The sequence below is a fragment of the Ligilactobacillus hohenheimensis genome, from assembly GCF_947381805.1.
In the GTDB taxonomy this organism is placed as follows: Bacteria; Bacillota; Bacilli; order Lactobacillales; family Lactobacillaceae; genus Ligilactobacillus; species Ligilactobacillus hohenheimensis.
Genome location: NZ_CANCXC010000001.1, coordinates 308,585 through 329,598, shown reverse-complemented (window position 1 = coordinate 329,598; position 21,014 = coordinate 308,585). Strand labels below are relative to the sequence as shown.

At 53.8% G+C, this 21,014-nt stretch carries 21 protein-coding genes; all 21 read right to left on the bottom strand.

Translation table 11 applies throughout. From position 1 onward, the window contains the following. Nucleotides 1-62: 62 nt before the first annotated feature. The 21 genes from dnaK to QOR60_RS01605 all read right to left on the bottom strand — a co-directional run bounded on the left by dnaK (nt 63) and on the right by QOR60_RS01605 (nt 20,973). The gene (gene dnaK, locus QOR60_RS01705; protein ID WP_283581631.1) at nt 63-1,922 is read right to left on the bottom strand and encodes a molecular chaperone DnaK; all 1,860 of its coding nucleotides are present in this window, start codon (nt 1,920-1,922) and stop codon (nt 63-65) included. Nucleotides 1,923-1,947: 25 nt separating this feature from the next. After that, on the bottom strand, nt 1,948-2,535 hold the full coding sequence (grpE, locus tag QOR60_RS01700; RefSeq protein WP_283581630.1) for a nucleotide exchange factor GrpE: 588 nt from the start codon (nt 2,533-2,535) through the stop codon (nt 1,948-1,950). Between the two features lie 15 nt (nt 2,536-2,550). Then, entirely contained in the window at nt 2,551-3,585 is a 1,035-nt protein-coding gene (gene hrcA, locus QOR60_RS01695; RefSeq protein WP_283581629.1) for a heat-inducible transcriptional repressor HrcA, read from the bottom strand. 95 nt (nt 3,586-3,680) lie between these two features. Then, nucleotides 3,681-4,631, bottom strand: coding sequence for a riboflavin biosynthesis protein RibF (gene ribF / locus QOR60_RS01690; protein ID WP_283581628.1), 951 nt, complete (start codon nt 4,629-4,631; stop codon nt 3,681-3,683). Nucleotides 4,632-4,639: 8 nt separating this feature from the next. Continuing rightward, nucleotides 4,640-5,554, bottom strand: coding sequence for a tRNA pseudouridine(55) synthase TruB (gene truB / locus QOR60_RS01685; RefSeq protein WP_283581627.1), 915 nt, complete (start codon nt 5,552-5,554; stop codon nt 4,640-4,642). A 60-nt stretch (nt 5,555-5,614) separates the two neighbouring features. Beyond that, nucleotides 5,615-5,971, bottom strand: coding sequence for a 30S ribosome-binding factor RbfA (gene rbfA, locus QOR60_RS01680; protein ID WP_283581626.1), 357 nt, complete (start codon nt 5,969-5,971; stop codon nt 5,615-5,617). A gap of 17 nt (nt 5,972-5,988) precedes the next feature. Continuing rightward, entirely contained in the window at nt 5,989-8,328 is a 2,340-nt protein-coding gene (gene infB, locus QOR60_RS01675) for a translation initiation factor IF-2 (protein WP_283581625.1), read from the bottom strand. 88 nt (nt 8,329-8,416) lie between these two features. Beyond that, the gene (locus QOR60_RS01670; protein WP_283582002.1) at nt 8,417-8,734 is read right to left on the bottom strand and encodes a L7Ae/L30e/S12e/Gadd45 family ribosomal protein; all 318 of its coding nucleotides are present in this window, start codon (nt 8,732-8,734) and stop codon (nt 8,417-8,419) included. After that, the gene (gene rnpM, locus QOR60_RS01665; protein WP_283581624.1) at nt 8,724-9,023 is read right to left on the bottom strand and encodes an RNase P modulator RnpM; all 300 of its coding nucleotides are present in this window, start codon (nt 9,021-9,023) and stop codon (nt 8,724-8,726) included. Before rnpM ends, QOR60_RS01670 begins: the two co-directional genes overlap by 11 nt. 2 nt (nt 9,024-9,025) lie before the next feature. Next, a complete protein-coding gene (nusA, locus tag QOR60_RS01660) occupies nt 9,026-10,195 on the bottom strand; it encodes a transcription termination factor NusA (RefSeq protein ID WP_283581623.1) in 1,170 nt (389 codons plus the stop codon). Between the two features lie 22 nt (nt 10,196-10,217). Beyond that, complete coding sequence (gene rimP / locus QOR60_RS01655; protein WP_283581622.1) at nt 10,218-10,745, bottom strand: ribosome maturation factor RimP; 528 nt, start codon at nt 10,743-10,745, stop codon at nt 10,218-10,220. Between the two features lie 179 nt (nt 10,746-10,924). Next, on the bottom strand, nt 10,925-12,223 hold the full coding sequence (gene purB / locus QOR60_RS01650) for an adenylosuccinate lyase (RefSeq protein ID WP_283581621.1): 1,299 nt from the start codon (nt 12,221-12,223) through the stop codon (nt 10,925-10,927). A 30-nt stretch (nt 12,224-12,253) separates the two neighbouring features. Further along, a complete protein-coding gene (purK, locus tag QOR60_RS01645) occupies nt 12,254-13,375 on the bottom strand; it encodes a 5-(carboxyamino)imidazole ribonucleotide synthase (protein ID WP_283581620.1) in 1,122 nt (373 codons plus the stop codon). Further along, nucleotides 13,368-13,856 (bottom strand): 5-(carboxyamino)imidazole ribonucleotide mutase, encoded by a 489-nt coding sequence (purE, locus tag QOR60_RS01640; protein WP_283581619.1) that lies wholly within the window; start codon nt 13,854-13,856, stop codon nt 13,368-13,370. Before purE ends, purK begins: the two co-directional genes overlap by 8 nt. A 209-nt stretch (nt 13,857-14,065) precedes the next feature. Next, entirely contained in the window at nt 14,066-14,341 is a 276-nt protein-coding gene (locus tag QOR60_RS01635) for an HU family DNA-binding protein (RefSeq protein ID WP_283581618.1), read from the bottom strand. A gap of 143 nt (nt 14,342-14,484) precedes the next feature. Further along, nucleotides 14,485-15,795, bottom strand: a complete 1,311-nt coding sequence (gene der / locus QOR60_RS01630) for a ribosome biogenesis GTPase Der (protein ID WP_283581617.1) — start codon at nt 15,793-15,795, stop codon at nt 14,485-14,487. A gap of 95 nt (nt 15,796-15,890) precedes the next feature. Further along, complete coding sequence (rpsA, locus tag QOR60_RS01625; RefSeq protein WP_283581616.1) at nt 15,891-17,108, bottom strand: 30S ribosomal protein S1; 1,218 nt, start codon at nt 17,106-17,108, stop codon at nt 15,891-15,893. Nucleotides 17,109-17,191: 83 nt separating this feature from the next. After that, nucleotides 17,192-17,863: a (d)CMP kinase gene (gene cmk, locus QOR60_RS01620; protein ID WP_283581615.1), complete on the bottom strand. Its 672-nt coding sequence runs from the start codon at nt 17,861-17,863 to the stop codon at nt 17,192-17,194. A gap of 85 nt (nt 17,864-17,948) precedes the next feature. Further along, nucleotides 17,949-18,458 carry an SAG1386/EF1546 family surface-associated protein gene (locus tag QOR60_RS01615; RefSeq protein WP_283581614.1) on the bottom strand — a complete coding sequence of 170 codons (510 nt, stop codon included), beginning with the start codon at nt 18,456-18,458 and terminating at the stop codon, nt 17,949-17,951. 60 nt (nt 18,459-18,518) lie between these two features. Further along, entirely contained in the window at nt 18,519-19,964 is a 1,446-nt protein-coding gene (locus tag QOR60_RS01610; RefSeq protein WP_283581613.1) for a RecQ family ATP-dependent DNA helicase, read from the bottom strand. Beyond that, the gene (locus QOR60_RS01605; protein WP_283581612.1) at nt 19,951-20,973 is read right to left on the bottom strand and encodes a helix-turn-helix domain-containing protein; all 1,023 of its coding nucleotides are present in this window, start codon (nt 20,971-20,973) and stop codon (nt 19,951-19,953) included. Before QOR60_RS01605 ends, QOR60_RS01610 begins: the two co-directional genes overlap by 14 nt. Nucleotides 20,974-21,014: the final 41 nt, after the last annotated feature.

The following is a 21,014-nucleotide window of genomic DNA, read 5'->3' as shown; positions in this document are numbered from 1 at the left end:
TAAAACCAACCAGGGGCGTGGCCACTGCCACCCCCCTGGAATGTAACCACTCAAATCAGCGTTTACTTCTTGTCGTCCGGGTCAACTTCCTTGAAGTCACCGTCAACGGTGTTGTCGTCGGCACTTCCGTTGGTATTGGTGTTCCCGGCAGCACTGCCGTCAGCTTGATCAGCGGCACCCTGGGCCTGCTGAGCCTGCTGGTACAGCTTGACTGACAGGTCCTGAATGATCTTGGTCAGGTCATCCTTCTTGCTCTTCATGGCGTCAATGTCGTTTGACTCCTGCGCCTTCTTCAGGGCTTCACGCGCATCCTTAGCCTTCTTGACCTCGTCTTCAGAAACCTTTCCGTCCAATTCCTTCAGGGTCTTTTCAGACTGGAAGAGCAGCTGGTCGACTTCGTTCCGGAGATCAACTTCTTCCTTTCGCTTCTTGTCGGCAGCTTCGTTTTCCTTAGCTTCCTTCACCATCCGGTCAATTTCATCGTCGGAAAGCCCTGATGAGCTCTTAATGGTAATCTTCTGTTCCTTGTTAGTCCCGAGGTCCTTCGCTGATACGTTCACGATTCCGTTCTTGTCGATGTCGAACTTAACTTCAATCTGCGGAACGCCACGCGGTGCCGGCGGAATGTCCGTTAACTGGAAGCGGCCAAGCGTCTTGTTGTCCGCTGCCATCGGCCGTTCACCCTGCAGCACGTGAATGTCAACGGCTGGCTGGTTGTCAGCAGCAGTTGAGAAGACCTGACTCTTGCTGGTTGGAATCGTCGTGTTCCGGTCGATTAACTTAGTGAAGACCCCACCCATGGTTTCAATTCCAAGGGACAGTGGCGTAACGTCCAGTAAAACAACGTCCTTCACGTCACCGGTAATCACACCACCCTGGATAGCGGCCCCTAAAGCAACCGCTTCGTCCGGGTTAACTGATTCGTTCGGCTTGTGGCCGGTTTCCTTTTCAACGGCTTCCTTGACGGCCGGAATCCGCGTGGAACCACCAACTAGGATAACCTCGTCAATGTCGCTGTTTGTTAAGCCGGCATCCTTCAGGGCGTTCCGGACAGGAATCTTCGTCCGGTCAATCAGGTCAGCGGTCAGTTCGTTGAACTTAGCCCGCGTTAACGTCATGTCCAGGTGCAGTGGGCCGTTTTCACCAGAAGCGATGAATGGCAGTGAAATCTGCGTCTCAGACATTCCGGATAAGTCCTTCTTGGCCTTTTCAGCGGCTTCCTTCATCCGCTGCAGCGTAACCTTATCTTGGGACAGGTCAACCCCGTGTTCTTCCTTGAAGTTGGCAACCATCCAGTCGATGATCTTGTTATCAAAATCGTCCCCACCAAGATGGGTATCCCCGTTCGTGGAGAGCACTTCAAAGACCCCGTCACCGAGTTCCAGGATGGAAACATCAAACGTTCCCCCACCAAGGTCGAACACAAGAATCTTTTCATCCTTGTCCAGCTTGTCAAGCCCGTAAGCCAAAGCAGCGGCCGTCGGTTCGTTGACAATCCGTTCAACCTTTAAGCCGGCAATCTTTCCGGCATCCTTGGTAGCCTGCCGCTGGGAGTCGTTGAAGTAGGCTGGGACCGTGATAACGGCCTGCGTCACGTCTTCACCCAGGTATGATTCTGCGTAGTCCTTGATGTACTGGAGAATCATGGCTGAGATTTCCTGTGGCGTGTACTTCTTACCATCAATGTCGACCTTGTAGTCGGTTTCGCCCATGTGCCGCTTGATTGATGAAACGGTGTTTGGGTTGGTAATGGCCTGGTTCTTCGCAACCTGACCAACCTGAGTTTCCCCGTTCTTGAAGGAAACAACGGACGGCGTTGTCCGGTTTCCTTCCGGATTGGTGATAATCTTTGCATCCTTACCTTCGAGGACGGCAACGGCTGAGTTCGTCGTCCCAAGGTCAATTCCAATAATCTTTGACATCTACCTTACCTCTTTTTCTTCTTAATTACTGTGCAACAACGACCATGGCTGGCCGCAAAACACGGTCCTTTAACATGTAACCATCCTGGAACACCTCAACGATTGTCTCGGGTTCCTGCCCATCCTCAGCCGGCACACTCTTGACGGCCTGGTGGAGCGTCGGATCGAACTTCTTGCCGAGGGATTCGATCTTGGTGATTTCGTTATCGGTAAAAGCCTTATTTAAGTCCTTAGCCACCATCTCGACCCCCTGCTTAAGGTTCTTAGAAGCTTCGTCATCCACCTCAATCTCAAGCGCCCGGTTCAGGTTATCAATTACCGGTAGCACCGCAGTTGCCAACCGCTGACTCTGATACTTCAACAGCTGCTCCTGCTCCTTCTTGTAGCGCGTTTGCATGTTAGCCATTTCCGCTTCAGCCCGCAGATACTTATCTTCCAGCTCATCCTTTTCCTTGGTAAGCTGGTCAATCTGTTCCTGCGCCGCCTTCAGCTGGTCCTTGACCGTTGGCTTCTTTTTCGCCGCAGCCTTTTTTGATTCCTGCTTCTTAGAATCCTGGGCCTTCTCCTTGGCGGCTACCGCTTCTTGGTTTGCTTTTTCCTTATCCGCTGCCACGTCAACACCCCTTTTCTACTCGTCAAAATTATGGTAGTAGTTCAGCATTTTACGCGTTAATTCCTGCCGGAGTGCCCCCAGAAGCCCAATCACCTTGGAGTACGGCATGTTGGTTGGCCCGAGAATGGCAATCATGCCCTTCCCGTAGTCATCCACGTTGTAGGTCGCTGAAACCACACTATAATTCAGCAATAATTGGTTCGCCATCTCATCACCGATCTTCACGGTAATGTCCTTGTCCTGGGGATCAACAATGTCGGATAACTCCGGTGCCCGTTCCATCAACGCATAGAGCGACTTGGCTTCATCCAAATCACCATCGTTGGCAAAGTTAAAGACGTTCATCTTCCCGCCAACGAAGTACTGCTCGTGCGCAATCTTTTGTAGAATGTCACTCACAACGGCGACCATCCCAGCGGGTTGCTTGAAGTACTTGGCAATTAAGCCAATGTTAGCGGTCAACTTAGCTGGAATTTGCCGGAGCGGCACGCCCACAAGTTGGTCGTTAATCACGCGCATCACGGGTTCAACCTGATCACCCGTCACGCCTTCAGGCAACTGGAACAGCTTACTCTCAACCGTCCCGTCACTAGCCACAAGAATAGCCATCACCTGCTGGTTTCCCAGTGGCACCATCCGGAAGCCTTCCAAGAGGACGTCCTCGACCTCCGGCTTCAGGGTAATTGTTGTGTAGTTTGTCAGGTCCGACAAAATGTTGGCGGACGTCGCCACGATTTCGTCAACCTTCGAAAAATCCCCCTGAAAAGACGAACGAATATCCGCGAGGGCCTGCTGGTCAACCTGGGTCGGCGTCAAAATGTTATCAACATAGTACCGGTAGCCCTTGATTGACGGCACCCGCCCGGAACTAGAATGTTCCTTGCGAATGAGCCCCGCCTTCTCCAACGCCGCCATTTCGTTACGGATCGTTGCTGAACTCACATGGACTGGTAATTGCTCCTGCAACGTTTTTGAACCAATTGGTTGCCCGACATCCGTGTAATCCTTAATGATCGTCTCAAGAATTAACAGTTGACGTTCCGTTAACACCACAATCACCTCTTTTAGCACTTAGCACTCATAATTGCTAAGTGCTAAGTCACCTATAATATACAAAATTGATTGGCATTCGTCAATATTCTGGCTTAATTTTTCTGTTGTTGGGCAAACCACGCTTGAATCGTTTGCCGGTCCTGCTTTAACTGGGCGACCAGCTCATCAGCAGACGCAAACTTTTGCTGCCCACGCACGAAGTCAAACCAGCGGACCTTCACGAACTGGCCGTATACCATCTGGTCAAAGTCAAACAGGTTAATTTCGAGGACCACGTCGTTGTGGTCACCAAACGTTTCGTTCCGGCCCAGCGAAGCCATTCCGTTGTACCAGGTTCCCTGCACGTTGACCTGCACGGCGTACACCCCGATTGCCGGCAAGCGCAGGTTATCCCCATCCGCGATGTTGAGCGTTGGAAAGCCCAGACGCCGCCCCCGGGCAAACCCGTGCACCACGTATCCGTTCGTTTCGTACGGATATCCCAAAAGTCGGTTGGCCAGCTGCACGTCGCCGCCATCAATGGCCTTCCGGATCCGGGTGGAGCTGATTTTATCGTTATCCTGAAGAAGGTGGGTAACCGGTAAAACATCAAACCGGCCCTTGGCGTACTGCGGGAGGGTGTGCATGTTGGCCACGCGGGGATTGCCAAACGTGAAGTCTTCCCCGGCAACCACCGCCACCGTGTTTAACCCTACAATGTAGCGGTCAACAAAGTCCTGGGGCGCCATCTCCGCTAAGGTTTCGTCAAACGTGAGAATGTACTCCACATCAGCCCCCAACGCAGCAAAGTGGGCGGCCTTTTGCGCAGGCGATGTCAGGTACCGGAAGGGTTGCCACCGCATGCCCTGAAACATTAATTTCGGGTACCGGTCAAACGTCATGACGCCTAACCGCGCGTTCCGCCGGGAAGCTTCCTCCTTGGCCGCTTCAATCACCCGCTGGTGGCCCCGATGAACGCCGTCAAAGAAGCCCACCGCGAGGACGACCGGCGCGCCGGCTGCCCGGGTGACGTCTTCCACACTCGTAATCTCCACCGTCTCCATTCCATCACCTACTCACTTAAATCGATCATCCGCTCCGGCTGATACCGGTGCTGCTTTTCATTATAACAGTAGACCGCCCGGACGCGCAGCCCGGTTTGTAAAACAACGCGCGGCACCGGCTGGCCGGCAGTCACCTGCTTTTCCGCAAGAAAGCCACCGTTTTGCACCCGCTGCCACTCACTTGCGGTCAACTGGTGGTGCGGCAACGTCCGCAGGGCGTGGTCCACGGAAACCAGCGTATTTTCGCGCTGCTGGTCGTCCATTTCCTCCAGCTGGGCGAGGGTCACCGTCTCGTCACTGGTGAACCCCCCGCTCTTAATCCGGGTTAGCCGCGCCATCACCGCGGGAACGCCGAGTGCCCGGCCAAGGTCAACCGCCAGCGTCCGGACGTAGGTCCCCTTCCCGCACGCCACCTCAAAGAAGACGTGCTGTTCCTGGGCGGCGGCATCGTAGGTCGCTGACCGGAGCTGCTTAAAGTAGTCCACGTGAATTTGCCGGGCTGGCCGGGCAACCTTTTCGCCTGCCCGGGCATACTCATACAGCCGTTTGCCGTGAACCTTGACTGCCGAATACATTGGCGGCACCTGGGTAATCGTTCCCCGAAACTGCGCCATGGCATCATCGAGTGCGGCCGCGCTAAAGGGCGTGGTAATCGGTTTTTGGGCCACCACGGCCCCCTCTAAGTCCTCGGTTTCCGTCGCCTTGCCCAAGATTAGTTCGCCCTGGTACACCTTACCGGAAGCCATCAGGTAGTTGACTGCCTTGGTCGCGTGGCCAATGCAGATGGGCAACACACCCGCCACCGCCGGATCAAGCGTGCCACTATGCCCAACTTTCCGCGTATGAAACAGATGCCGGCACCGCATTACGCAGTCGTTACTGGTCATCCCCCGGTCCTTGTAAAGGGGTAAGATTCCGTTCATAAATACACCTCATTAATCACAAAAAGAGGTTGGGACCCCCGTCTCAGCCTCTTTGTTTTTTTACTTATCCTGCTGATGAAGCTGGGTCAACAGCTGATCAATCCGGTTACCATAACGCACCGAATCGTCCTGCGCAAACTTCAACTCCGGCGTCACGTAAATGCTCAGCCGGTGCCCAAGTTCACCACGAATCAACCCGGTGGCCTTATCTAAGCCAGCCTGAACCTTCGCGGCAGTCGACGCCTTATCATCCAGAATACTGTAATAGACGGTTGCGTGTTGCAGGTCACCCGTCACGTCGACGCCCGTGACCGTCACTCCCTGAACGCGGGGATCACGCACCTTCTTTTGCAAAATATCAGTGACTTCCCGCTGAATCTCCTGGGAAAGCCGCCCAACGCGAAACTGTTGTGCCATTTTCTCACCACCGTTTTCTAACGCTGGTCAACCGGGACCTCTTCCATGACGTAGGCCTCAATCTGGTCGCCAACCTTAATGTCATTGTAGTTTTCAATCATCAGCCCGCACTCGTAGCCGGCCTTAACTTCCTTCACGTCGTCCTTAAACCGCTTAAGGCTGGACAGCTGGCCGTCGTAGATGACGATGCCGTCCCGGATCAGCCGAACACCACTGTTTCGTTTGATAACCCCGTCCGTGACGTAGGAACCCGCAATCGTTCCCAGCTTGGAAACCTTGATGGTCTTGCGGACTTCGACCTGGCCGGTAACCTTTTCCTTGTAAACCGGCTCCAGCATTCCCTTCATCGCGGTTTCGACCTCATCAATGGCCTTGTAGATGACGTTGTGTAGCCGGATGTCGACGTTGCTACTCTCCGCCTGGGCCTTGGCGAGCGGTGTTGGCCGCACGTTGAACCCAATAATGATTGCGTTGGAAGCCTCCGCCAGCGTTACGTCACTTTCATTGATGGCACCGACGGCCTGGTGAATGATGTTGACCCGTACGCCGTCCACGTCAATCTTCTGGAAACTCTGGGCGAGGGCTTCAACCGACCCCTGAACGTCGGCCTTGATGATCAGGTCGACCTTCTTCATGTCGTTTTCCTTCATCGTGTCAAACAGGTTATCAAGCGTCACGTGGTTAACCTGGCTCCGCTCCTTCATCAGAGCGCGCTTAGCCCGTTCTTCACCGGCAGCCCGCGCCGTCTTTTCGTCGTCAAACGTGATGAAGCGGTCCCCGGATTCCGGCACGTCGTTTAACCCGGTAATCTCGACTGGCATCGCCGGGGTGGCTTCCTTAACCCGCTTGCCGTAAGCGTCCGTCATCGTCCGGATCCGCCCGTAGGTGTTGCCGACAACGATCGGATCCCCGACGTGCAGGGTCCCCTGCTGAACCAGCAAGGTGGCCACTGAACCACGGCCCTTATCCAACCGCGCTTCGATTACGGAACCAGCCCCGTGCTGGTCCGGGTTGGCTTTGAGTTCAAGCATTTCGGACTCAAGCAGGATCATGTCCAGCAAGTCGTCAATGTTCTTGCCAAACTTAGCTGAGATGTTCACGAAGATCGTGTCACCACCCCAGTCTTCCGGAATCAGCTCGTACTCTGTCAGCTGTTCCATCACGTGGTCTGGGTTAGCGCCCGGCTTATCAATCTTATTGACCGCAACGATGATTGGCACCCCGGCAGCCTTGGAGTGGTTGATGGCCTCGATTGTCTGGGGCATCACCCCATCATCCGCAGCAACCACTAATACGGTAATATCCGTTACGTCCGCTCCGCGCGCCCGCATGTTCGTAAAGGCGGCGTGCCCCGGCGTATCAAGGAAGGTAATTGTCTTGCCGTTCCGCTTGATCTGGTAAGCCCCGATGTGCTGCGTAATCCCGCCGGCTTCTCCGGCAGTAATGTTTGAGTGCCGCAGCTTATCCAGCAGCGTCGTCTTCCCGTGGTCAACGTGGCCCATGATCGTGACAACCGGCGGCCGGTTTTCAAGATGGTCCGTGTTCTTCTGTTCTTCCTCAAAAAACTTGTCGATATCAGAAACATCGACCTCGACCTTTTCTTCGGCCTTAATCCCGTATTCGTCGGCCAGAATCTCAATCGTGTCCTTGTCCAGTGACTGGTTCTGGTTAACCATTACCCCGAGCATGAACAGCTTCTTGATAATTTCGGCTGGTTCCCGGTGGATCTTCTTGGCGATGTCCGCCACGTTCATTCCGACCGTGTAAACGAGTGTATCCGGTAACGGCTTATTCTTCCGTGGTGTTGCCGGCTGCTTCTTCTGCTGCTTACGGAACTTTTTGTTCTTCCGGTTCTTCTTGCTAAAACGGTTCTGGTTATTGCCAAAACGACGGTTATTATTCCCCGTCCGCTTCCCGTTCTGCTTAAACTTCCGGTCATTCTGCCGGTCCCGGTTTGAACGGCCGTAACTGCTCTCCTCTTCGCCCTGTTGCCGGCTCTTCCGCGCACTTGCGTTTGCCTGCGGCCGTTTCTTCTGGGCGGCTTGGGGTGCTGACTTGCCGCTTTTGTTACTGGGCTTAGCGGCTGGTTTCTTCTTGGCCGCTTTCGGCTGGGAGTTAGCGGGCTTTTTCGTTGCCTTCTTGGCAGCCGGCTTAACAGCTTTCTTCTTAGCAACCGGGTTAGCTTTCTTCTGCTTAGCAGCGGGCTTCATGGCCGTCCGGATCCGCTGTTCCTCATCTGGGGTCACGGCTGACATGTGGTTGCCCACCTTAATTCCCTGGGCCTTAGCTGCCTGCAAGACTTCCTTACTTGCAACGTTAAGTTCCTTCGCTAGTTCGTAAATCCGTTTCTTACTCATAACTTCACTCTCCCTTTCATCCCGCTTTCAGGTGTGGATAGTCAGATTTACCCACTGCGGTTATTCCCTGTAATTAATAGGAGTAGTCTTAATTCTGGTTTGTGGCCTGTTGGGCGAGAGCCGTAATCTTCTTCGCAAACCCCGCATCGTCAACCGCAACGACGCTACGTTGCTGGCCGATTGCTGCGCTCAGTTCTGCCTGGGTTAGCGGGGTAACCAGCGGAATCCCGAAACTGCGGCACTTATCTGCCACCGTTTTCTTCGTCCGGCTACCGCAATCACTCGCAAGCACAACCAAAAACGTTGCGTGCGCCCGGACCCGGGTTAACACCTGGTTGGTCCCCGTGGTTAACTTCCGGGCACGCCGGGCTAACCCCAAAAGGCCGCTAATCTGATTACTTAGCATCACCAAACAGTTCTTTCCGGGCAACCTGGTGGTCAACGTATGCGACCAGTTCATCGTAAAATTCCGGGGCAATTTTTACCCCAAATGCCCGGTCAAACGTCCGCTCGGCCTGCGCCTTCTTCGCCACATCAACATCCAACGCAATGTATGCTCCCCGGCCGTTTTTCTTGCCGGTCGGATCAATGCTGACCTCGCCTTCCTTGTTGCGGACCACCCGCACAAGTTCCTTCTTCGGCCACATTGTTCCGGTTACAATGTCCTTGCGCATCGGTACCTTCCGTTGTCCCATTGCTAGTCCTCCTGTTCGTCGGCATCAGTGGTGTCCGCAGCAGGTTCGTCTTCAACGGGCGCCTCGTCCTGCACACTAACCTCAGCTTCTTCGTCAAGAGATTCTTCTGGAGCTAAGGCCGCCTGGGCGTCGAGCTCTGCCATTTCTTCTTCGGACTTAATGTCGATCTTGTATCCCGTTAACTGGGCGGCAAGCCGAACGTTTTGCCCGCGCTTCCCAATCGCGAGGGATAATTCGTCTTCCGGAACCACGACCGTGCATGCACGATCATTTTCCGGATCAAACCGCACTTCTAAGACGTCCGCCGGGTTAAGGGCGTTGGCAATGAATTCCGCCGGGTCTTCACTCCACTGCACAATGTCCATGTTTTCACCGTGGAGTTCATTAACGATTCCCTGAACCCGCTGGCCCCGGGGACCAACACACGTTCCAACCGGGTCGATGTTCGGGTCGTTTGACCAAACGGCCACCTTCGCACGGTCACCGGCTTCACGGGAAACGGCCTTGATTTCAACCGTCCCGTCAAAGATTTCCGGGACTTCCTGTTCAAATAGCCGCTTCAGCAGGTCCGGGTGCGCCCGGCTGACAAATACCTGCGGCCCCCGCGTGGCGTTATCAACCTTGTAGATGTACACCTTAATCTTATCGTGGGAGTTGTACTGTTCGCCAGGAATTTGGTCGCGGCGGGACATTACCGCCTCGACGTCGCCCAGGTTAACGTAAATAAACCGGTAATCCTGCCGTTCAATCTCCCCCGTTACGATTTCGTGCTCGTACTGGATGTATTCGTTGTAAATCTTCTCCCGTTCAGCTTCCCGCACACGCTGGAGGATCACCTGCTTGGCGGTCTGTGCGGCAATCCGGCCGAAGTTCCCCGGGGTGACCTCAAACTTAATTGTGTCGCCCAGTTCGTATGCCTTGTTAATGTCTAAGGCATCCTTTAAGCTCACTTCAAGCTGGGGATCAGCCACCTCGTCAACGACCGTTTTCACGGCGTAAACGTGAACGTTCCCCTTCTTTTCGTCAAAGTCGACCGCCACGTTCTGGGCCTGACCATAGTTCCGCTTGTATGCTGAACTTAACGCCGCTTCCAGGGCGTCGATTACGATTTCTCGCTTAACGCCCTTTTCCTTTTCCAGGACGTCGAGCGCGTCTAGTAGTTCTTTACTCACTGCTACTCCTCTTTTCTCGGTATTAAAACTTAATTGCTAGGCGGGCCTGAGCAACCTGGGTCCGCGGAATAACGATTGTCTTAGTGCGCGCCTTATCGGCGTATTCCATGGTTAACTCCGTTGGGGTTACCTTGGTTAGTGTTCCTTCATAAACCTTTTTCCCGTTAAGTTGCTGGTACAAAGATACATGAACGTACTCACCAACCGCCCGTTCATAGTCCCGTTCCTTCTTTAACGGCCGTTCAGCCCCAGGAGACGAAACTTCCAGGTAATATGCCTGCGGAATCGGATCGGGATCACACTCGTCTAGCTGCTCGCTTAACTGGTCACTCACCAGGGCACATTCCTCAATGTTAATTCCCCCCGGCTTATCAATGAAAACCCGGAGATACCAGCCCTTCCCCTCCTTAACGAACTCAACGTCAACGAGTTCGAAGTGGTGGGCGTCCAGGATGGGGGTAACCAGCTCCGTGACCGTTTCAACAACACTCTTGCTCACAATGACCCTCCTTTGCCTAAGATTACTCGCCGCATTAAAAAGAGCGAGCATCGCTGCTCACTCCACTACGAGTCTTAAAAACACCACTAATATATCATAAATTCAGATTACCAGCAACCTTCATGAAACACCACCAGAAAAAAGTCCTTCCTTCTGGTGATAATTATCATTTTAGACTTGGCAGTCAAAAACGACAGGCCGTTCCATTACAATCCCACCGTTTTACTTAATTACTCATCTAATCCTACCCGGGCAAAGATTTCGTCCACGTGGCGGAGGTGCCAGTGATAATCAAACGCATCGTCCAACTCGGCGGTCGAAAGCCGGTCCGTAATCGCCGGATCCGCCTCCAACAACGGCCGGAACGGTACCTTTTCGGCCCATGCCTTCGCCGTCTTCGGTTGAATCGTGTCGTACGCTTCCTCCCGGCTCATGCCCTTTTCAACCAACTTGTTAAGCACGCGCCCACTGTAAATTAATCCCAGCGTCTGGTCCATGTTAGCCTTCATTCGCTCCGGAAAGACGTCCAGGTTAGCCAAGATCTTGCCAAACCGGTGGAGCATGTAATCCAACAGTGCGGTCGTGTCCGGTAAAATCATCCGTTCAGCGGAGGAGTGGGAAATATCACGCTCGTGCCACAAAGCAACGTCCTCGAAGGCCGTCACCATGTGCCCCCGAATGACCCGGGCACACCCACAGATGTTTTCTGACCCAATTGGATTGCGCTTATGCGGCATTGCCGACGACCCCTTCTGGCCCTTCGCAAAGTGTTCTTCCACCTCGTGAATCTCGGTCCGCTGGAGACTCCGAATTTCCGTCGCAAAGTTTTCCAGGCTCGTCGCAATCAGCGCCATGGCTGCCAGGTACTCCGCGTGTAGGTCCCGGGGAAGCACCTGACTCGAAACGTCTTGGGCCCGGATTCCGAGTTTTTCACAGACGTACTGCTCAACCCGCGGGTCAATGTTAGCAAACGTCCCAACGGCCCCGCTAATCTTACCGGCTTCCACCCCGGCAGCGGCGTGCTCGAAACGTTCGATGTCCCGGTTAATTTCCGCGTACCAGCGAGCCAGCTTCAACCCAAACGTCGTTGGTTCGGCGTGGACCCCGTGCGTCCGGCCCATCATAACCGTGTGCTTGTACTTCTTGGCCTGCTGGGCAACAATGTCCCGGAACTCCCGCAGGTCCGCCCGTAACAGGTCATTAACCTGCTTCAACTGGTACCCCTGGGCGGTATCCACAACGTCCGTACTCGTCAGTCCGTAGTGGACCCACTTCTTTTCAGGCCCCAGGGACTCGGAAAGGCACCGGGTAAACGCAATCACGTCATGCTTGGTAACGGCCTCAATCTCCTGAATCCGCTGAACGTCAAACTTAGCGTTCTTCTTCAGTTTTTCCACGTCGGCAGCTGGGATTTTGCCCAACTTAGCCCATGCTTCGTCCGCTGCTAATTCAACGGCCAACCAGCATTCGTACTTCTTTTCATCCGTCCATAACCGCCCCATTTCCGGGCGGGTGTAGCGATCAATCATCCTTGTTCTCCTTTTCTGTTATTGTTCTTCCTACCAAACGCCCGTTGCGTCAATCTCCGCTAACGTCGCCGCAACATCATCCGTCAATACCGTCACGTGCCCCATCTTCCGGTCACGTCGGGCCTCGGCCTTCCCGTAATCGTGAAAGTGCCATTGTGGTTTGGTGGCGATTAGACGCCGCACTCCTTCGACGTGCTGACCCAGCACATTAACCATCACGACCGGTTGCAGGAGGTGCACTTCTGGCATTGGCCAGTCACAGATTGCCCGGTTGTGCACGGCAAACTGTGAGAAATCACACGCCTCAATCGAGTAATGGCCCGAATTATGCGGCCGTGGGGCTAATTCGTTAACGTAGACGTGGCCGTCCTTTCCCATGAACATCTCAACCCCGAGGATGCCGCACAGATTCAACTTTGCGGCAATCTTCTGGGCAACCTGCGTCGCTTCGTCCCGGAGTTTCGGGCTAATCCGGGCAGGCACGATACTTTCGTGCAGAATGTGGTTCCGGTGGATGTTCTCACTTACCGGAAAAACGGCGACTTCCCCGGAAACACTGCGCCCCACCATCACCGAACACTCGCAGGTAAAGGCAACCATCTGTTCTAAAATACACTGCCCTGCCGCGAGGATTTCACGTACGACCGGTGAATCCAGGTCAGCGACCGTCCGCAACGTCACCTGCCCCTTCCCGTCGTAGCCCCCCTCACAAGTCTTGAGGATGGCCGGCAGCCCAATGGTCGCCACTGCTTGGCGCAACTCATCCGCCGAATTGACCGGGGCAAACGCCGCCGTCCGTAAACCGCTATCCCGCAGGAAGGTCTTTTCCCGGATCCGGTCCTTTGTAATCCGGAGCAGTTCAGTTCCCTGCGGAATGCTTACCCGGTCACTCACCGCTTCAAGGGCAGCCAAATCAACGTTTTCAAACTCGTACGTAAGAACATCAGCCTGCGTTGCCAGTCGTTCAATGGCATCCCGATCATCGTACGGGGCGACAATCTGCTCGTCAGCTGCCTGAGCTGCCGGGCAAGCGGGCGTAGGATCTAAAATAACCACCTTAAAGCCCGCCTGCTTGGCCGCAAACGTCAACATTTGCCCCAACTGGCCACCACCAATAATGCCAATTGTCTGTCCAGGGAGAATCCTAGTCAAGGTGCGCCTCACTTTCTACCGCCATGTCGTGCATCTGCTGACGGTAATCCTGCAGCTTCTGAGAAATGTCAGCGTTCGTTGCCCCGAGAATTTCTAGGGCAAGTAACGCCGCGTTCTTGGCCCCCGCCGTCCCAATCGCGGTGGTGGCAACCGGCACGCCCGCAGGCATCTGAACAATTGAAAGGAGGGAATCCATTCCACTTAATGCGTGGGTTTGAACCGGCACCCCAATGACCGGAAGAACGGTATTGGCCGCCAGCATCCCCGGTAAATGGGCAGCGCCCCCAGCCCCCGCAATAATCACCTTTAACCCTTTATCCGCCGCATTCTGCGCAAAGGCGAACATTTCTTGCGGCATCCGGTGGGCGGAAATCACGTGCTTAGTGTACGCGACCCCAAACTCATCTAAAATCGTAGCGGCCTCCTTCATTGTCGGCCAATCTGACGAACTCCCCATGACAATACTAATCTCTGCACTCATGGTAATCCCTCCTTATTTACCATAAGAATAGCAACCAGTCCTGGTAAAGTCAATCAAAAGTCGAACATTATTTGCAATAATTCGGATATTATTTGCGCTTTGTTCGGACTATTGTGAACAATCTTCGCGAATTCCAATTTTCCCTTAAAAGATACAAAAAGACCCCCATCCTAACCGGATAGAGGTCACTATGTTTTTTAAGGGCTGAATTACTTAACAGCGTCCTTAAGCGCCTTTCCTGGCTTGAATGCCGGAACCTTGCTTGCAGGGATCTGGATTTCAGCACCAGTCTGTGGGTTACGCCCCTTCCGTGCGGCCCGCTGCCGAACTTCGAAGTTCCCAAAGCCGATTAACTGAACCTTTTCGCCGTTCTTCAGGAAGTCCTGGATTGAGCTGAATACTGAGTCAACAGCAACAGTTGCATCCTTCTTCGTGAGGCCCGTCTTTTCAGCAACGCTTTCGATTAACTGTGCCTTGTTTGCCATGTGTTTCACCTCCCATGGAACCTTCGTTCCGTGCTAACCCCATGTTGGGATCTGAACTAGCAATTACAAAACCACTGTTCGGGTATAAAGATAGCATACAACCCTTTATATGACAACCTTTTAACGCAGTCTCTTAACAAATTTTACTTTCTTTTTCGTTCAATTAAGTGCAACGGCGTCCCGGTAAAGTCAAATGCTTCACGAATTTGATTTTCAAGGTACCGTTCGTACGAAAAATGCATCAAATCGGGGTCGTTCACAAAAATTACGAACGTCGGTGGTTTGATAGCGACCTGCGTTGCGTAGTACACCCGTAACCGCCGGCCGTTTTCCGTCGGCGTCGGGTTATGCGCAATCGCGTCCATCAAAACATCGTTGAGCACGGCCGACTGAATCCGTTGCGAATGGTTCTGGTCTACCTGCTTGATTAGGGCGGGCAACCGGTTTAACCGTTGGTGGGTCTTCGCGGACACAAACACAATCGGCGCATAACTCAGGTACTGGAACTCTTCGCGGATGGTCTGCTCGAACTGGTGCATCGTGTACCCGTTCTTATCAACGGTATCCCACTTGTTTACCACAATGATGATGCCGCGACCAGCCTCGTGGGCGTAACCAGCCACGTGCTTATCCTGTTCCCGAATTCCGGTTTCAGCGTCCAGAACTACCAAAACCACGTCGGAACGGTCAATCGCCTGCATTGCCCGGAGCACGGAATACTTCTCGGTGTTTTCGTACACCTTGCCCTTCTTCCGGATCCCAGCCGTATCAATCATCGTATACTCGGTTCCGTCAGGCGCAACGAACTTCGTGTCAATCGCATCCCGCGTCGTTCCTTCGACACTTGAAACAATCACCCGGTTCTCCCCGAGAATGGCGTTTACCAGGGACGATTTCCCGACATTCGGCCGCCCAATCAAACTGAACTTGATTGACTGATCGTCAACCTGTTTCTGGTCGTCCGGAAAAGCCTGACAAACCTTATCCAGCAGGTCTCCAATGCCGATGCCGTGGGTTCCAGCCACCGGAATGGGGTCCCCAAATCCCAGCGAATAAAAGTCGTAAATTTCGTTTCGCAGTTCCGGATTGTCAACCTTATTAACAGCCAGGATTACTGGTTTATCAGCCTGATAGAGAATCTTCGCAACGCGTTCGTCAGCGTCAGTGACGCCTTCTTTAATACTCGTCACGAACACAATTACGTCCGCCTCGTCAATCGCAATCTTGGCCTGCTCGGTAATCTGGGTTAAAAACGGTTCGTCGCCGATGTCAATCCCACCGGTATCAATAATATTGAATTTCCGCCCTAACCATTCGCCGTGGGCATAGATCCGGTCCCGGGTAACTCCGGGAGTATCCTCCACAATTGCAATCCGTTCACCGGCAATGCGGTTAAAAATCGTTGACTTTCCAACATTAGGCCGACCAACAATTGCGAGTGTTGGGTTTGCCATTAGAATCCCTCCTTCACTACTTGATATGGTGCAATAAAAAAGCTGGTTCAACAGCAACCGCTCCTGAACCAGCCTAAATTTACGCTGAAATGCGCTTAGTTGTTCTTCTTTAACTCGTCGCCGATTAAGTCACCAAGCGTAAAGCCAGTGCTTTCTTCTGGAAGATCAACGTGTTCGTTCCGGTATGACCGGCGGCTCCCACGGTTGTTGTTACTGTCATCTTCTTCAGAAGCAGGCTTCTCTTGAAGTGCCTTGATTGACAGGGCTAACCGGTGGTCTGCAGCGTTTACGCTGAGAACCTTCACCTTAACCTTCTCACCTGAAGTCAGCACTTCGTTTGGTGTTGCGATGTGCTTGTGAGAAATCTGGGAAATGTGAACTAACCCTTCAACTCCAGGGAAGACTTCAACGAAGGCCCCAAAGCTCGTCAGGCGCTTAACGGTTCCGTCAAGGACGTCGCCCTCAGCAACCTTCTGGTCAATGTCATCCCATGGCTGCGGCAGCGTCTGCTTGATTGACAGTGAAACCCGTTCCTTTTCTGGGTCAACTGAAAGAACCTTAACCTTAACGTCCTGACCAACCTTCAGTACGTCTGACGGCTTGTCAACCCGTTCAAAAGCAATCTCTGAAACGTGGACTAAACCGTCAACCCCACCAAGGTCAATGAAGGCCCCGAAGTTGGTTAACCGGGCAACCTTACCTTCAACGATGTCACCGGCAACTAACTTGCTGAGTGTTTCCTTCTTCTGGGCTTCCCGCTCTTCGTGAGCAATTTCCTTGTGGGAAAGGATCAGCCGGTTTTCGCTCGGCTCAATTTCGATAATCTTCAGTTCGAGTTCCTGACCTTTGAACTGGTTCAGGTCAGCAACGTAGTGGTCTGACACCATTGATGCCGGGATGAAACCACGCACACCAGCATCAACAACTAAACCACCCTTAACAACCTGTGTAACAGGAGCCTTGATGATTTCGCCAGCTTCGAACTTCTTTTCGATTTCGTCCCATACCTTCCGGGCTTCGAGACGCCGCTGTGACAGCAAGTAGCTGCCGCCTTCCTTGTCGGAACCGATCTTGGAGATGACAACGAGGTCGTAAACATCCCCTACCTTGATCTTATCCTGAATCTCATCCGGCTTAAGGTTGAATTCCTTAGCAGGAACAACGCCCTCAACACCGGTGTTTTCGATCCCAACAATTGCTTGGTTTGCATCGTCAAAGGCAAGCACTTCACCCTTAACAACTTCACCAACCTTAACTTCATGTACGCTATTCAAAGCTTCTAACAAATCCTTGTTTGCTTCTGTCTCACTCATGGACTGTGTCCTCCTTAACGACTAACTCTAGACTATATCTTATCTTATTTCACGCCACACTTCAAACATAATTTACAAATTTGTTAAGCGGTCGCTTCCTGAACAATCTCCAATATCCGGGTAACCACCTGCTCAATTCCCATGGAAGTCGTATCCACCGTAATCGCATCCGGCGCCTTGGTTAACGGGGAGATCTTGCGCGTTGAATCCTTCTTATCCCGGGCCGCAATCTCCTGTTCGAGCACTTCAAGCGGCGTATCAATTCCCTTTTCCTGGTTTTCCTTAAACCGCCGCAGCGCCCGCTCGTGAACGCTGGCTTCGAGGAAAATCTTCACCGGAGCATTCGGGAGAACCGTCGTTCCAATATCGCGCCCGTCCATGACGATGCCACCAGCAGCGGCAATGTCTTGCTGCCGCTTGGTGAGGTCGGCCCGCACACTCGGCTGAGCCGCAACCACTGATACGTTATTGGTAATTTCTGGGAGGCGAATTGTGCGCGTCACATCCGTCCCGTTAACGATTACCCGCTGCTCTGGCTCGTCCGGAACAAACTCCAACTTCATCGTAGGAAGCATCGCCTTCAGGGCAGCATCATCATCGAGCGCAATTCCCGCTTGCTGGGCCGCATAGGTCGTTGCCCGGTACATCGCTCCCGTATCACAGTACACGTACCCCAATTTACGAGCAATAATCTTGGCGACCGTACTCTTTCCGGCCGATGCCGGCCCATCAATTGCAATCTGAATCTTTTTCATTGTTTCCTCCGTTCAATAATAAAAGGTTGCGGTGTTCTGGACACCCCAGCCTCAATCCATCGTTGATTTACTTTTAGTTTCCCGGTTATTCCCGGACCCGAACCTGCTGACCAGGGCTCAGGGTCGTTAATCCCGGATTAAGCTGCCTTAACTGAGCAACCGTCAAGCCGTGGTTAACCGCCACCCGGTACAGTCCCTGCCCCGGTTGAACGGTAGCATACTCGCCACCCTGCTGGCTATTTTGCGACTGTTGCTGGGAACTAGCGGCAACTGACTGCGCACTTTCCTTCGTTGCTTTCCGGTGACGTCTTACGCTTTTAGGTTTGCTCGCCGGCTTCTTCACAACGCGAGAACTTGCTGCCACCCGCGGGGCCTGCTTCTGAGCGGCCGCCGAATGCTGCGAAACGAAGTACAGGGCAATGGTCCCGATGATAATCACAACAAAAATCACTAACAGCGACGTCGTAATCATCGTGTTATTCCGTGTATTTCGCCGGCTTGCCGTCCGGGAGTAGTTGCCTTCCTCGTCCCGGTTTTCCTCAAAGTTATTTTCCCACGGTTTTTTCTCGTGCTGGTGTTGATCATTCTGCGCCATCAACAATGCCTCCTCAGCTATGCTAAGTGCTATTTTACCATAGAATTAACGTCTGATTCCTTAAAGATTAAATAACTGTTGCAGGATTGCCGCATAACCTGATTGCGTCCCAGGATCCGTCAATGCCTGCCGGCTGGCCATTCCCAGCTGTTCCGGGGTTAGTGAAGTGTTCACCGCTGCACAACACCGCTCAGTGTGCGTAATCCTAGTTTGTTCCCCGAAATAATCCGTAATGAACTGGTGGCGGCACGCAGTGGTTTGCACGTAATCCATCATTGCCTGGAGCGCGCGCTGCTTTTCCTGCCGCCGGTGGTCAAAGTAACTCGTAATTGCCGCTGGCTTCATCCCGGCATCCACCAGCGTTTGCACCAACGCCGTTCGTTCGTCCTGGAAAAGCCGCTTCTCATGACGGTGTGCAGCTAAGAACTGCACCTCAGCCGCAGGAAGCAGGTTGGCCGTTCCCAACCGGTGCTGAATGGTTTCATCACCCGGCTGGTATAACAGCACCGCCAGGCTTTGTTTCCCATCCCGGCCAGCCCGGCCAATCTCCTGCACGTAGCTTTCAAGGTCAGCGGGCAGATGGTAGTGGATAACGTACCGGATGTCCGCCTTATTCACCCCCATCCCAAACGCACTCGTGGCACACACGACATCAAGCTGGTGGTGTAAAAACTGTTGCTGAATAACCGCCCGGTCAGCGCTCGTCCGGTCGGCATGGTACGCAGCCGCCCGCACCCCGACTTGCTGCTTCAGCATGCGGGCGACCTCGTTTGCCCGTTGCTTACTAGCAAAGTAGACCAAGCCCGGGCCCTGAAACGTCCGCACCAAATCAACCAACCGCTCGTCCTTGAGCCGTTCGTTTTCAACCGCCTCAACCGCAAGAAAAATGTTCGGCCGGTCCACGGAATGAACCTGGATGCTTGGCTGGTTTAACCGGAGGGCCTTCACAATATCCCGCTGCACCCGGGGCGAAGCGGTGGCTGTCAACGCAAGGGTAACCGGGTCTCCCAGTGCATGTCGGACCCGTCCTAACCGCCGGTAATCCGGCCGGAAGTCGGGTCCCCACTGTGAAATACAGTGGGCTTCATCCACCACAAAAAGGGCTGGCCGTAACTCCTTAAGCCGGCTGATAATTGCTGGCTGGACCGCCATTTCCGGCGCAAGATAAATAAACCGGTTCGCCGCAAGCGTCTGCAGTGCCAGCGTCCGTTCCTGGCGGGTAAGCGTCGAAGTCAGGGCCACCACCCGTTTTTCACCGGCAGCACGGAGTTGTTCGACCTGATCCTGCATCAGTGATAGAAGTGGCGAAACGATAATAACTGGCCGTCCCAGAGCCCGGCCGGCGAACTGGTAACACAGCGACTTTCCCGTCCCGGTTGGGAGGACTGCCAGGGTGTCCTTCCCCTGCAACACGGCTTGAATCACCGCTAACTGGCCCGGCCGAAACTTATCAAACCCAAACAGCTGGTGTAACTGCGTCGTTAATGCCGTCTCACTCGTGTTCACGCCGCCACCTCCTAATCTGATAAAGCCGAAACTCCGGAAAGGTAATGGTTGCATCCGCCGTCACTACGTCCCGGTAAGCCCAGTGAACGTAATCGGCGGGCGCTAACTGGTCTAACTGGGCAATCCGTGCTGGGCTTAGTAACCGCGCCACCGGAAATTCTGGTCGATACAACGCAAGCATAACGGCGTGGTCAGCCACCGTACTTAGTTTCAAATGCCGCCGCTGGGCAATTGCCGCAAGGGACATCCCGGCGGCAATCATCTTTCCCGTCGTGACCAGTGACGGGGCTAGTTCTGGCCGCCGAAACGGGGTCATTAACGCTGCTCCCGCCGGCCACCGTTGCCACTTTTGCCATACCGCAAGGGCAACGTTTTGGTCGTTCACCTGCACGTCCTGGACGGTTAACTGCCCCGTCGCCCGCTGAGCCGTCGTGTGCCCGTAGTACCCGTGGCCCACTAATCCCTGCGCATAACAGTCAGCCTGGTTGGCAGGCATGGCCTTTAAAACGGTTGCAAGGGACCCGGATAATGCATCCCGTAACTCTGCAAGGGAATGACCGGCACGGAGCCACTGCTTCAGCGTCACCTTAAACTGCAGCCGATCGGTCGCCACAACGTATTTGGCGTTATGGTAGCTTGCTTCAGAAGCCACCTGTACCAAAAAGCGCACCATCTGAACCCAGTCGGCCACCGCCACCTGACGGAATAACCGCGGCGTTGTTAAGGCAAGCCGGTGGGCAACCATTTCCTGCCGCTGCCGCGCACCTTCCGGGGTCAAGAAGAGTTCACCGTCCTGGGAGCGCACCAAGCCCTCCTGCTGGTCCTGCTGAAGGGCCGCAGTGAACTGAGGCTCATTCAGGTGGGGAATGGTATTTTGCCAGTCAAGCAGCCCGTAAACCATTGCCCAAAACAACGTTGAACTCGTTGCCTGGTTGCGCACCAGTTTTCGGATCACCGCCGGCCGTCTTCCCTGATCAGCACTAAAGAAAAACAACCATGCTGACGCCATCACTTCACCCCCATTCAATTACTGAGCGTTGCTAGTACCAC

Bases quoted from the DNA above. Each gene is read 5' to 3' on its own strand.
- dnaK (WP_283581631.1), bottom strand. From the start codon at position 1,922: ATGTCAAAGATTATTGGAATTGACCTTGGGACGACGAACTCAGCCGTT.
- ribF (WP_283581628.1), bottom strand. From the start codon at position 4,631: ATGGAGACGGTGGAGATTACGAGTGTGGAAGACGTCACCCGGGCAGCC.
- truB (WP_283581627.1), bottom strand. From the start codon at position 5,554: ATGAACGGAATCTTACCCCTTTACAAGGACCGGGGGATGACCAGTAAC.
- rbfA (WP_283581626.1), bottom strand. From the start codon at position 5,971: ATGGCACAACAGTTTCGCGTTGGGCGGCTTTCCCAGGAGATTCAGCGG.
- infB (WP_283581625.1), bottom strand. From the start codon at position 8,328: ATGAGTAAGAAACGGATTTACGAACTAGCGAAGGAACTTAACGTTGCA.
- QOR60_RS01670 (WP_283582002.1), bottom strand. From the start codon at position 8,734: ATGCTAAGTAATCAGATTAGCGGCCTTTTGGGGTTAGCCCGGCGTGCC.
- rnpM (WP_283581624.1), bottom strand. From the start codon at position 9,023: ATGGGACAACGGAAGGTACCGATGCGCAAGGACATTGTAACCGGAACA.
- rimP (WP_283581622.1), bottom strand. From the start codon at position 10,745: ATGCTCGCTCTTTTTAATGCGGCGAGTAATCTTAGGCAAAGGAGGGTC.
- purB (WP_283581621.1), bottom strand. From the start codon at position 12,223: ATGATTGATCGCTACACCCGCCCGGAAATGGGGCGGTTATGGACGGAT.
- purE (WP_283581619.1), bottom strand. From the start codon at position 13,856: ATGAGTGCAGAGATTAGTATTGTCATGGGGAGTTCGTCAGATTGGCCG.
- QOR60_RS01635 (WP_283581618.1), bottom strand. From the start codon at position 14,341: ATGGCAAACAAGGCACAGTTAATCGAAAGCGTTGCTGAAAAGACGGGC.
- der (WP_283581617.1), bottom strand. From the start codon at position 15,795: ATGGCAAACCCAACACTCGCAATTGTTGGTCGGCCTAATGTTGGAAAG.
- rpsA (WP_283581616.1), bottom strand. From the start codon at position 17,108: ATGAGTGAGACAGAAGCAAACAAGGATTTGTTAGAAGCTTTGAATAGC.
- cmk (WP_283581615.1), bottom strand. From the start codon at position 17,863: ATGAAAAAGATTCAGATTGCAATTGATGGGCCGGCATCGGCCGGAAAG.
- QOR60_RS01615 (WP_283581614.1), bottom strand. From the start codon at position 18,458: ATGGCGCAGAATGATCAACACCAGCACGAGAAAAAACCGTGGGAAAAT.
- QOR60_RS01605 (WP_283581612.1), bottom strand. From the start codon at position 20,973: ATGGCGTCAGCATGGTTGTTTTTCTTTAGTGCTGATCAGGGAAGACGG.